The sequence below is a fragment of the Acaryochloris sp. CCMEE 5410 genome, assembly GCF_000238775.2.
Classification (GTDB): domain Bacteria; phylum Cyanobacteriota; class Cyanobacteriia; order Thermosynechococcales; family Thermosynechococcaceae; genus Acaryochloris.
Window position 1 is genome coordinate 230456 of the sequence record NZ_AFEJ02000003.1, and the last position, 12124, is coordinate 242579.

The 12124-nt window shown below is 45.4% G+C and carries 11 protein-coding genes; all 11 read left to right on the top strand.

The window, feature by feature from the left end:
* Positions 1-36 precede the first annotated feature (36 nt).
* Entirely contained in the window at positions 37-255 is a 219-nt protein-coding gene (locus tag ON05_RS31315) for a heavy-metal-associated domain-containing protein (RefSeq protein ID WP_050857505.1), read from the top strand.
* 82 nt (positions 256-337) lie between these two features.
* Positions 338-2593, top strand: a complete 2256-nt coding sequence (locus tag ON05_RS31320; RefSeq protein WP_010476425.1) for a heavy metal translocating P-type ATPase — start codon at positions 338-340, stop codon at positions 2591-2593.
* Positions 2594-2724: 131 nt separating this feature from the next.
* On the top strand, positions 2725-3192 hold the full coding sequence (locus ON05_RS31325) for a cupredoxin domain-containing protein (RefSeq protein ID WP_010476423.1): 468 nt from the start codon (positions 2725-2727) through the stop codon (positions 3190-3192).
* A gap of 40 nt (positions 3193-3232) precedes the next feature.
* Complete coding sequence (locus ON05_RS31330; RefSeq protein WP_010476421.1) at positions 3233-4561, top strand: ISNCY family transposase; 1329 nt, start codon at positions 3233-3235, stop codon at positions 4559-4561.
* Positions 4562-4755: 194 nt separating this feature from the next.
* A complete protein-coding gene (locus tag ON05_RS31335) occupies positions 4756-5016 on the top strand; it encodes a DUF2933 domain-containing protein (RefSeq protein WP_010476420.1) in 261 nt (86 codons plus the stop codon).
* Positions 5013-5678 (top strand): isoprenylcysteine carboxylmethyltransferase family protein, encoded by a 666-nt coding sequence (locus tag ON05_RS31340; RefSeq protein ID WP_010476419.1) that lies wholly within the window; start codon positions 5013-5015, stop codon positions 5676-5678. Before ON05_RS31335 ends, ON05_RS31340 begins: the two co-directional genes overlap by 4 nt.
* Positions 5679-5792: 114 nt before the next feature.
* The gene (locus ON05_RS31345) at positions 5793-7331 is read left to right on the top strand and encodes an NAD(P)/FAD-dependent oxidoreductase (protein WP_010476418.1); all 1539 of its coding nucleotides are present in this window, start codon (positions 5793-5795) and stop codon (positions 7329-7331) included.
* Between the two features lie 48 nt (positions 7332-7379).
* Positions 7380-8612 carry an FAD-dependent oxidoreductase gene (locus ON05_RS31350; protein WP_010476417.1) on the top strand — a complete coding sequence of 411 codons (1233 nt, stop codon included), beginning with the start codon at positions 7380-7382 and terminating at the stop codon, positions 8610-8612.
* A gap of 84 nt (positions 8613-8696) precedes the next feature.
* Entirely contained in the window at positions 8697-9383 is a 687-nt protein-coding gene (locus tag ON05_RS31355) for a class I SAM-dependent methyltransferase (RefSeq protein WP_010476416.1), read from the top strand.
* A 9-nt stretch (positions 9384-9392) separates the two neighbouring features.
* Positions 9393-11258: an alpha-glucan family phosphorylase gene (gene glgP / locus ON05_RS31360; RefSeq protein WP_010476415.1), complete on the top strand. Its 1866-nt coding sequence runs from the start codon at positions 9393-9395 to the stop codon at positions 11256-11258.
* A 51-nt stretch (positions 11259-11309) separates the two neighbouring features.
* The gene (locus ON05_RS31365) at positions 11310-11687 is read left to right on the top strand and encodes a DUF5676 family membrane protein (RefSeq protein ID WP_010476414.1); all 378 of its coding nucleotides are present in this window, start codon (positions 11310-11312) and stop codon (positions 11685-11687) included.
* Positions 11688-12124 lie beyond the last annotated feature (437 nt).

Sequence of the window (12124 nt, forward strand, 5' to 3'; positions counted from 1 at the left end):
CTTTTATTACGGGAGCAGATAGAAAGGTTGGTCATTATGACAATAAGCCATCTCCGACTAAAGAACATCGCCTGTGACTTTTGCGCTGATGTTATTGAGCGGGCGGTTTGCAGTCTGCCCGGTGTTCATGAATGCTTGGTAAGCACGGAGTTGAAGCAAGCCACCGTCCAGTACGCTCCTCAGTACATCACGTTAGAAGCGATTCAGAATGCTCTAGTAAAAGCAGGGTATGAGGTTGAATGCCTCGATAAGTAAGCGGTTGCTACTCAAATGTGATTCTGTCTATCTGACTATCTGAATTGAACAAAGCCTGATTGCCCCTTAATGTCAGAAAGCTATGGAAACCAAACATCTGCAGTTGAAAGGCATGAGTTGTGCGTCCTGCGCCAACACCATTGAACAGGCGATTCGGACTGTACCCGGTGTTGGAGAATGCAGGGTTAACTTTGCCACAGAGCAGGCCACTGTTCAGTACAATCCACAGTTCACAACCCCAGAAGTAATTCAGCAAGCTGTGGCCGATGCTGGTTATGCTGCTCAGACTATCGCGGATAACACTCCCGAAACAGAAGATGCTGAGAAAGCTACCCGTGAGGCGGAGCAGCGGGAACTCACCCGCAAGTTAGTGGTGGGCACTGTCCTTAGTGTGCTGCTGGTGATAGCTGTCTTGCCCAACATGACTGGGCTAAGCCTGTCCTGGATTCCATTATGGTTGAGTGACCCCTGGATGCAATTGGTGCTGGCAACCCCTGTACAGATCTGGGTCGGTAGCACTTTCTTTGTGGGGGCTTGGAAAGCCTTCAAGCATCATGTTGCCAATATGGATACGTTGGTTGCATTGGGTACAGGCGTGGCGTACCTGTACTCGTTGTTTGTCACGGCTTTTCCTCAAGTCTTGCTGGCTGAGGGGATTCAACCGGCAGTCTATTACGAGGTTGCCGCCGTGGTCGTCACGTTAATCTTGCTGGGGCGATTGCTGGAAAATCGGGCTAAGGGCCAAACCTCAGAGGCCATTCGCAAGCTGATGGGTCTGCAGGCCAAAACAGCCCGCGTCATTCGTGCCGGAGAAGAAATGGATCTGCCCCTAGCAGAGGTGATGGTTGATGATGTGATCGTCGTCCGTCCCGGTGAAAAAATTCCGGTGGATGGTCAAGTGATTGATGGATCTTCAGCAGTGGATGAAGCCATGGTGACCGGAGAGCCTATCCCTGTCACCAAAAGAGTTGGAGATGAAGTGATTGGAGCCACAATCAATAAGACGGGTAGCTTCAAGTTTCGGGCTCAACGGGTGGGTAAGGATACAGTGCTGGCCCAGATTGTTCAGTTAGTCCAGGATGCCCAAGGCTCCAAAGCTCCCATCCAACAATTGGCCGATCAGGTGACGGGTTGGTTTGTGCCGGTGGTTATTGCGATCGCGATCGCAACCTTTTTGGTTTGGTTCAATACGATGGGCAACCTGACACTGGCCCTGTTAACCACGGTCGGCGTCCTGATTATTGCTTGTCCCTGTGCCTTGGGGTTGGCCACGCCCACGTCCATCATGGTGGGTACGGGCAAAGGGGCTGAAAACGGTATTTTGATTAAGGATGCCGAAAGCCTAGAGCTAGCGCATCAACTACAGGCCATCATTCTGGATAAGACGGGGACACTCACCCAGGGCAAACCCACAGTGACCGACTACGTCACGGTCAAGGGAACGGCCAACCATCAGGAACTGGTCCTGCTGCAGCTCGCTGCAACCGTGGAACGGCAATCGGAACATCCCCTGGCCGAGGCTGTAGTTCACTATGCTCATGCGCAGGAGATTGGCCCACTCCCAGACGTGCAGCAATTTGAAGCAGTTGCGGGCATGGGGGTTCAAGGAATGGTGTCCCATCGATTGATCCAAATCGGGACGCAGCGTTGGATGGACACGCTTGGGATTGATACGACACCACTTGAGCCCCAGCGCCAAACTCTGGAAGCCGCGGCCAAAACCACGGCTTGGATCATTGTTGACGGTCAGGTCGAGGGGCTGATGGGAATTGCAGATGCCCTGAAGCCGACCTCTGTGGAGGTGGTCAGAGCCCTACAGCGGATGAAGTTAGAAGTGGTGATGTTAACAGGGGATAACCGACAAACAGCGGAAGCGATCGCCCGTGAAGTCGGCATCAAACGAGTCTTTGCCGAAGTTCGCCCCGACCAAAAGGCCGCGCAGGTGAAATCACTCCAGGCCGAGGGAAAACGGGTGGCCATGGTCGGAGATGGGATTAATGATGCCCCGGCCCTAGCCCAGGCTGACGTGGGGATTGCGATTGGGACGGGGACTGATGTTGCGATCGCAGCCAGCGATATTACCCTGATTTCGGGTGATCTGGGTGGCATTGTCACCGCCATTCAACTCAGCCACGCCACCATGCGCAACATCCGCCAAAATCTCTTCTTCGCCTACATCTACAACGTATCTGGGATTCCCGTTGCGGCGGGGATTCTCTATCCTTTCTTTGGATGGCTGCTCAGTCCCATGATTGCTGGAGCCGCGATGGCCTTTAGTTCGGTTTCGGTCGTGACCAACGCCCTCCGTTTACGGAATTTCCAGCCTACTGTTCACTGAAAGAAAGGGTGAAAAACAATGAACCATACTACGACGGATCAGTATCGCAGAGCGCTAACAGTCGGTCTGGCACTCAGCCTCATCGGTGAACTCATCCCATGCTTCCCAACCAGAATTGAGGAAAGTTGATTATGTCGCTGAAACACAAGTGTTGGAATGGTCTGTTGAGTCTAGGACTCTTACTGGGCATCGCCACAGGTGACGCCGTTGCCCAGCCCTCAGAAACAACCTCAGAGCCAAACCAGTTTCGGCGCGTGGAGCTGCCTCTTCCGCTAAAAGTCGGTGTCACACTGGGAGGAATGGCATTGATTGGCCTAGAGCTATGGTGGTTTCAATTTAGTAAAACGAAGGCCCAGCAAGCAGAGGTCCACCAGGGGGTTCAGGAGATTGACGTGACCGTCGATGGGGGCTACGAGCCCAGCCGGATTGTGGTGCAGGCGGGCCAGCTGGTGCGGCTGAACTTTTTGCGCAAAGATCCCAGCAGTTGCCTTGAGAAAGTTTTACTCCCAGATTTTCATCAGTCCGTCGATCTGCTTTTGAACCACACCACTGCTGTAGCAGCAATTATAAATTCAAAATCTTGGCAAGCTAGGTTGTAATCGTTGAGGATGTATTCATCCACTTGCAGAGCCCCAGACGATGAATGAAGGTGTTCTAAATTTCCCCCTCTTACTGCACTGGCTACATCAGCTCATTGAGCAACTCGATGATCCACGTCAACCCAGTAATGGCACCAAATTTAGCCTCAAAGATATTGTATTAGGCGCATTTGCTGTCTTCTTTATGCAATGTCCTTCGTTTTTGGAGCACCAACGCCAAGTTCATAGTCGTCATGGTCGTGACAACGCCCAAGCCCTCTTTGAGTTAGCAGAACTCCCCACGAGCAACCAAATCAAGAATGTTTTGGACTTGATCGCGTTTCGTCTTCTGTTTCCCATTTTCCATCGAATTTATAGCGTTCTCCTACGACGAGGTTATCTAGAGCAATACAAGGTTCTAGGTGGGCATCTGTTGGTAGGGCTAGACGGCAGCGAGTATTTTTCCTCGAAACGGATTTGTTGCGATCAGTGTTCTACTAAGACCCATCGGGATGGGAGTGTCACCTATACGCACACCGCTGTATTGCCCGTCCTCGTTTGTCCGGGGATTGAACATGTCATCTCTCTGGCCCCAGAGTTCATTCGTCCTCAAGATGGTGCACAGAAACAGGATAGTGAAACCGCTGCGGCCAAACGATGGATCAAGGGTCATGCTCAAGGGTTTGACGGAGCCAAGATTACGGTTCTTGGCGATGACCTCTATAGCCGTCAACCGATGGTTGAGACTTGTTTGGAGGATGAGTTGAACTTCATTTTTGTCTGTTTGCCCTCCTCCCATCCAGAGCTATATGAATGGGTGGAGTATTTAGAAGGTATTGGAGACGTTGAGCATCTAGAGACTCGGGGCTGGAACGGTCGCTATCACGAAATTTGTCAGTATCGCTATTACAATCGCATCCCCCTGCGTGAGGAGCTGCCAGCGGTGATGGTCAACTGGTGCGAAGTCTCTGTTACCCGTGCTGCTGATGGAAAGCCTATGTATCACAACGCGTTCATTACTCACCATTCCATCAATGACCAAAGTGTGGCCGAGATTGTCAGTGCTGGACGTGCCCGATGGAAAGCGGAGAATGAAGGACACAATGTCCTCAAAACCAAGGGGTATCACTTAGAACATAATTTTGGTCATGGTCAGAAGAACCTTGCTGCTGTGCTGCTGGTACTCAATCTGTTTGCATTCTTATTTCATACCGTTTTGCACTTGGTGGACTCCACTTATCAACGCATGCGAAAGCAACGGGGAACCCGACAAGGCTTCTTTCACGATATTCAGACTTTGACCAAATACTTGCTCTTTGACAGTTGGGAGCATTTGCTGCAGTTTATGTTGGATGATCCAGAGCCTCGAATAGCAGCGGATACCTCTTAAAATTTTGAATTTACAATTGCTGCTGCTGTAGAGTTTACCCCTCAACAACCAGGAACTTATATCTTTCACTGCGGTATGAATATGTTTCGAGGCACCCTTGATGTGCAAGACCGTGAATAGGCCACCCCCCAACAGCATTCACAGATAAATTCAGCATCTGATCCTAAAAGCCCATAGATACTCAGGAGACTGCCATGATTAAACACAAACACTCTCTGGTGCGATGGCGATCACCCGAGGGAATCGCCCTATTGGTATTTCTAGGAATTATCACCTTTTTTCTGGTGACTGAACATCTGGCGCATGTGATTCCTGTCCTACCCTGGCTTTTTCTTCTCGCTTGTCCGTTCATACACTTATTTATGCATGGCGGACATGGTGGGCATAGTGGTCATGACGGACATGGTTCACCTGATAAGGGCGGCAGAGATCCTTTAGAAGGAGGTCCAAGATGAATTATCCCGCCTACGGCCTCTGGGCCCTGGTCATTATCAACTCTCTCGTTTTTATTATTTTTGCGTTTAGCTTTACTAAACCCAATAGTCCCCGTGATTGGCGATCTTTTGGTGCGTTCTCGGCCTTCATCGTGGCGTTATTCACTGAAATGTATGGATTTCCCCTTACTATTTATCTGCTTTCGGGTTGGTTGCAAAGCCGTTATCCCCAACTCGATATTTTGTCTCATGAATCAGGACATCTGTGGCATACGCTGCTGGGCTGGAAGGGGAATCCACATTTTGACCCCCTTCATATCCTCAGTAATGTTCTCATTATCGTAGGCTTTATTCTTATATCCTCTGCCTGGAGAATTCTCTATACAGCTCAGCAACGTCACCAACTGGCTGTCAATGGTCTTTATGCTCGCGTACGCCACCCACAGTATGACGGTTTTGTATTGATCATGTTGGGTTTCCTCTTTCAGTGGCCCACGATCTTAACCTTGTTGATGTTCCCAGTATTGGTGTGGATGTATACCCGATTAGCCTTAGTAGAAGAGCGCGAAATGCGTAAAGAGTTTGGGGATGCATATCTTCAGTATGCATCCCAAACCCCCGCATTTTTTCCTCGTTTTGGTAAAAGAGCTCCACATCGTCAAAACAAGCCTGATGAATTGTAGTGAAAATTCTCATTGAGGAGATGAACTCGCTCATCCAGCGATGGAAGAAACAAAAAGATGTGAATTTTCCCTTTATTCATTCCTTAAAGTCCACTATTCATTAAGGAGCCAAAAATGAAAACGGATTATCTAATTGTAGGGAGTGGCTTATCAGCATTGGTGTTTGGCTCACTGATGGCAAAAGCTGGAAGAACGGTTCGAATATTAGAGGCCCATGAGTATCCAGGGGGGTATGGCCATACGTTTACGATGGCAAAAAAGTATCGATTTAATGCCCAACTTCACTATGTATGGGACTGCGGTGAAGGGCAAACGGTCAATCGAGTGCTCAAAAAGTTAGAGTTGGACCAGGACGTAACCTTTGAACGATACGACCCAAATGGGTTTGATCATATGCGAATGCCGGGATATTCGTTGGATATTCCTTCGGAACCGGAGGAGCTGATCAAGCGGTTATCTGAATTATTTCCTTCCCATAGCGATCGTATTCGCCAGTTTGTCTACGAAGTTGAGAAGACTGGTGCAGGATTAAAAAAACTGTCACCTCCCTTTCACCTAAGAGAACTGCTCAATCATTCAGGAGAAGTGTTTTGTGCTGTCCAATATCTCAACAGCACACTTCAGGACGTATTCAATAAGTTTAGATTGCCCCAAGCCGCCCAAACATTATTGGCTTTGCAATGGCCTGATTTTTTACTTCCTCCAAATCAACTTTCATTCTATGCATGGGTAGCATTATTCAGAGGTTACCAAGCGGGAGCATTTTACCCCACCCAGCATTTTGAGCATGTCATCAATTCGTTAGTCAAGGTGATTGAATCACACGGAGGTCAGATACTCCTCAACCATGAAGTTATGAATTTTAGAGTCACAGATAGAACTGTCACAGGTGTTGAGGCCATGAATCTAAGTACCCATCAAACTCATGAATTTTCAGGCAATCATGTGATTTGTAATATAGATCCCCAAACCGCCGCAAAGATGATCGGAGAATCTCAGTTTTCCCCGTCTGTTCGTCAAAAACTGAAGTACGACTATTCGGCATCGAATTACATGGCCTATTGTGTCGTCAAAGATCTGGATCTCAGAGACTACGGGTTTGGCAAATGGAATCTGTCTCATACGGGGCATGAGAATCTCAATGAAGCTTTTACACAGATGTATGAGCGTAATGACTATTCCAATCCTAGCTTTGCGATTACCACACCGTCATTGTTGACAGAAGTCGGGAAGGATTGCCCTGAGGACTGTCAGATTGTTGAATTTCTTACCGTTGCTAATTACGACTACTTCAAACAACTACGGCAAAGCGATCACAAAGCTTATGGCCGAAAAAAGGAAGAAATATTAAATGCCATTTTGGATGTTGTGGAAGAACACTATATCCCAACTTTTAGACAGCACATGGTTTTCCACATCACAGGTAGTCCTACAACCAACGAACGCTTCTGCTGGAGTCCTGCAGGCAACTCCTATGGTTCTAGTTTGACTCCAAAAAATATGGGTTTGGGACGGCTGAATCATAAAACATCTCTGAATCATTTTTCCTTCTGCAATGCCTCATCTGGTTATCCAGGATTTGCACCTACCTTTTGGACGGGAGCATTGCTCTATCAACGCTTATCTGGTGACGTACTTCTAGGTAGCGCTTAAACAGTCGCTTCTTTATTATTCCTTTCTAAAAAAAACTAGGAGTTAGTGATGAAAATTGCAGTTGTTGGCGGTGGTGCTGCTGGCATGGCCACAGCCTATCTACTCGATAAACAAGGTCACCACATTACCGTACTTGAGCATCAACCCATATTAGGTGGACATATACGAACGCTCAACAAAAATGTGAAGCCTAGCCAATTTGAGTGTAATGAAGTTTTATGTCACGAAATTTTGGAAAGTGGACCGCTTGAATTTCCGAGCACATTTCACAACTTTGTCGATCTCATGCAGGAGCTAGGGGTAGAACTGGTACCCGTCAATATCGGGTCAGAGCTATTTCCCCAAAATGGCAACAACTTTTTATCTGATGTTGCGATAAAGAAGAACTTCAAAGGCATTAAACGACTCATTGAATATCTCCGATATAGTAGCCTCCATATCCGTTCCGCTGGATTATGGCTACAAACAAAATTTGCTGAGATGGAAGATTTTTACGATCAGCCACTGTCCAAATTTCTAAAAGATGATAGTACAAGCAGCCTTTGGCTCAAGTTGCTGACCATGTATAGCTACTCGATCCCATTTGAACTCATCGATGATTTCCCCGCAGAATTGGCAATACCGATGTTACGTGATTACCTTGCCGTTAACTGGCTCAGGGTAGAAGGTGGTGTCTATACCTACATCGAAAAAATATTGGATCGCTTTAAAGGCGAGATCTTACTCAGTGTGGAAATCGTTAATATTACCAGATGCTCAGATGGAATTAGTGTTGAGCATTCCAGAGATGAAATTCAAGAATTTGATAAAGTCGTTTTTGCTACTCCACCTGACCAGGTAATGGCACTTCTATCTGATCCCACAGATGCTGAACGCAGACGATTTTCAGCTTGGCAAGCTAATCATGTAACTTCCACAGTTCATACAGATATAACAATGTATGATAAATATGGCATCCGTCAACCATCAGAATTTGATTTTTTCCAGACAGATACGAGATGGGGCTATAACGGGTGTCTAAATCAACTTTGTGGCCTTCCTGCTTCAGCAAAGCATTATTTCTTATCCTTTCAATTAGAAGAACTCATTGCTAAGGATAAGATTGTTCATGTTCAGAAACACCACACTCCATTGTATACAACGGAATCCTTCCGATATCGAGATGAAATTGTAGACACGAATGGAGAAAACAGTACCTATCATGTAGGAGCCTATCTCGGGGATGGTCTTCATGAAGGCGCAATAACTTCCGCCATGAAAGTTGCCAACATGATTGGATGATTATCGGTGCAGTGATAAATTTTTTCATAATTTTTGAAGACTCAATATTCTCAAAAATTAAGAGGCATTATGGAGAACATATAAATGACTGATTCTCTACACCATCAACAAAATACTCCAGAGAAAGATAATATAGCTAAGACCTATCAGAAATTAGCTAAATATTATGATTTTCTTGGGGAAAGACTATTGGGTTGGATATTTAGCCCCTTTGGCTTCTTTAATTGTCGCAAGCTAGCGATCGCCTCCCTACAGCTTCATCCTGGTGATACTGTGATCGATCTATGCTGTGGTACGGGTTTAAATTTTCCTTTACTTGAAGAATTAATTGGTCCCGAGGGTAAGATTATTGGCGTAGATCTCACCGCCGGTATGCTTGCTCAAGCACGCCAGAGAGTAGAAACAAATCATTGGCAAAATATAAACCTTATTCAAAGTGATGTAGCAGACTATTCATTTCCTGATAAGGTCGATGGGATTCTATCAACATGGGCTATTACCCTAGTGCCTGAATATGAACAGGTTATTCTGAAGGGTTGTGAGGCACTCTCCCCTGGGAAAAAGTTGTGCATTTTGGATTTCAAGAAGCCAGACAGTGGTTTATCACTTTTTGCTCCATTTTTGTCCTATCTTTTTATTCGACCCTTTGGGGGAAATTTGAAAATGGCTGAACGTCACCCTTGGGAAACGATACAAAAATACCTGACGAAGACTATCTTCGTTGATTTAATGATGGGCTTTGCATATTTCGCTGAGGGTGAGAAAAAGTAGAAGGAAATAATGAGTAGTACTCGAAAAGATCCAGTATGTGGAATGACTGTTCAAGTTGATAGGGCACTATCTGCTTTCTACCAAGAACAGGAAGTTTCCTTCTGCTCAGAACTTTGTCGCTACAAGTTTTTTGAAAATCCAGAGGTCTATAGTAAGGCACTGATTACAAAAGGCTTTGAAGAACTAAAGGAGAATCGACAGATTGCCTATTTCTCAATGGAAGTTTCGGTAGGTTCTGCTATCCCAAACTATAGTGGCGGCCTCGGCGTTCTTGCAGGGGACACCTTAAAGTCCTGTGCTGATTTGCGCGTCCCTATCGTTGGAGTGAGTTTACTCTATCACCAGGGCTATTTCGAGCAGGTGCTCGATGACTGGGGGAATCAGGAGGAAAACCCTGTGCATTGGGATCCAGATCGGTTTTTACGCCCTTTAGAAGCAAGTATCGAAATCACAATTGAACAGCGACGGGTTCAAGTTCAAGCCTGGCAATACGATATCGTTGGCGTTGGTGGATTTGTTGTCCCCTTACTATTTCTGGACACAAGGATTGAAGGAAATGCGGAATATGACTGCACGCTAACTGACTTCCTTTACGGCGGAGATGAGAAATACCGATTTGCTCAGGAATATCTTTTGGGCATCGGTGGAATTAGAATGCTGGAGGCTCTTGGCTATCAGGGTATCGAGCGATTTCATATGAATGAAGGACATGCCAGTTTGCTGGTTCTGGAGCTGTTAAATAAACAGCATCGAGAAGAAACTTCAGACTGGGACTATAACAGCGTCAGAAGTCAGTGCGTTTTCACAACACATACCCCTGTACCTGCAGGACACGATCAATTTGGATACGATTTAGTCCAATCTGTTGGAGAAAAAATTGTGCCTTTGAACGTACTGAAGATGTTGGCTGGTGGCGACTCCTTAAATATGACGGTATTAGGACTCAATCAAAGCCATTACGTCAACGGTGTGGCCAAGCGTCACGAAGAAGTCTCTCAAAAAATGTTTCCAGCTCAACCTATCCATCACATAACCAACGGAGTTCATTCATGGACTTGGACTTGCGATAGTTTCAGAATTCTTTTTGATCGCTATATTCCGGGCTGGAGCAACGACCCTGCCATGCTCAGGCACGCGATCAATATTCCTAAGACTGATATTTGGCAGGCCCACATCACGGCTAAAACTGAGCTACTTGAATTAATTCAGACGCGAACTAACCATATACTGACAACCAACACTTTGACGATTGGGTTTGCTCGTAGAGCGACCTCCTATAAACGAGTTGATTTAGTATTCTCAGATATAAATCGTCTTAAAGAGATGGTTGGGAAAATAGGGCGGCTGCAATTTGTGTTTGCTGGCAAAGCCCATCCAAAGGATAGTTCTGGCAAAGAACTGATTCGCCGAATTTTCAAGGTAGCCGATCAACTAAAGGGTGAAATCTCTGTTGTTTTTATACAGAACTATGATCTAGATCTAGCTAGGGCATTGGTCTCTGGCGTTGACCTCTGGCTCAATACGCCACAGCGACCATTAGAAGCCTCTGGCACCTCTGGGATGAAAGCAGCCCATAACGGTGTCCCCAGCCTTAGTGTTCTGGATGGTTGGTGGATTGAAGGGTGTATTGAGGGCGTGACGGGTTGGTCAGTAGGTTCACGAGAACCGGATACCTCAAATTCGGAATTGCTCAATTTGTCGGATGCGGATGACTTATACCAGAACATAGAGAACCTCATTGCACCCATGTATTATCGCGAGCGAGAGCGGTGGATAGATGTAATGCGGCAGTCCATTGCTCTAAACGCTTCTTTTTTTAATACCCATCGGATGGTGCAGCAGTATGTGACGAATGCGTATCTATCTCGTTTGTGAGCAGTTCTCCTGATTTGGAATGCAATTTAAATACATCGGAGCAGTAAGACCATGATAAATAGTAAGAAAACTAATTTGCATCAAAAAAATCATCATAGAATACATCAGCAGTTACCCTTGCTGTTGAATACACAAGCCCTCTTTATTGCAACTGCTTTGATTACAGGAATGGTTTATGCAGTTTGCTACTTATTTATTGTGCTGAAACCTCAGACAACCATGCAGTTTTTTAGCTATATTTTTCATCTAGACTTAACTAGATTTGATCAAGTTATAAATTGGTTGAGTTTTTGCGTAGGGTTACTCTTTTGGACTTTTGGAACAGCTTTTTATGTATCATTAATAGCCGGATTATATAATAGACTTCTATCTAAGTCAAGAATGCTAACATTTAGAAAAGTTTCAGGGCCTAGAATCACTAAAAAGTAGGGGCTGCCCTATACCAACATTATTTTTTCAATACTTTTACTATGGTTAATCTGTAATAATATAGTCCAATAAAGCAAGGAACTATCCTGAAAATTTCCAAATACATGACCAAAAATACATGAATATTTAGAGTGCTTGATATGTCATAAGACCACAAAAGTAGACGAATATATACAAATTCATCCTGGCTATTGAGAGATTTAAGGGATAATCAAGTTTTGTCAGTTACAGAGTCTTCAGATCCTCAAATCGATGTCTCTAGTCTCTATAGGAATTTCTGAATCATGCTACTGATTTAAATAAAATAATGCTGTAACAAGTCTAATAATCTGTTTTTGAAATACCCTCCGTAGTATTTTTGTTTTCCATGAGTATCATTTTCTCGCCACTTTTTTGAAAGTCTTTTCTTGTCTCTATTACTCTTTTACATAAGATAC

Bases quoted from the DNA above. Each gene is read 5' to 3' on its own strand.
- ON05_RS31315 (WP_050857505.1), top strand. From the start codon at position 37: ATGACAATAAGCCATCTCCGACTAAAGAACATCGCCTGTGACTTTTGC.
- ON05_RS31320 (WP_010476425.1), top strand. From the start codon at position 338: ATGGAAACCAAACATCTGCAGTTGAAAGGCATGAGTTGTGCGTCCTGC.
- ON05_RS31325 (WP_010476423.1), top strand. From the start codon at position 2,725: ATGTCGCTGAAACACAAGTGTTGGAATGGTCTGTTGAGTCTAGGACTC.
- ON05_RS31330 (WP_010476421.1), top strand. From the start codon at position 3,233: ATGAATGAAGGTGTTCTAAATTTCCCCCTCTTACTGCACTGGCTACAT.
- ON05_RS31335 (WP_010476420.1), top strand. From the start codon at position 4,756: ATGATTAAACACAAACACTCTCTGGTGCGATGGCGATCACCCGAGGGA.
- ON05_RS31340 (WP_010476419.1), top strand. From the start codon at position 5,013: ATGAATTATCCCGCCTACGGCCTCTGGGCCCTGGTCATTATCAACTCT.
- ON05_RS31345 (WP_010476418.1), top strand. From the start codon at position 5,793: ATGAAAACGGATTATCTAATTGTAGGGAGTGGCTTATCAGCATTGGTG.
- ON05_RS31350 (WP_010476417.1), top strand. From the start codon at position 7,380: ATGAAAATTGCAGTTGTTGGCGGTGGTGCTGCTGGCATGGCCACAGCC.
- ON05_RS31355 (WP_010476416.1), top strand. From the start codon at position 8,697: ATGACTGATTCTCTACACCATCAACAAAATACTCCAGAGAAAGATAAT.
- glgP (WP_010476415.1), top strand. From the start codon at position 9,393: ATGAGTAGTACTCGAAAAGATCCAGTATGTGGAATGACTGTTCAAGTT.
- ON05_RS31365 (WP_010476414.1), top strand. From the start codon at position 11,310: ATGATAAATAGTAAGAAAACTAATTTGCATCAAAAAAATCATCATAGA.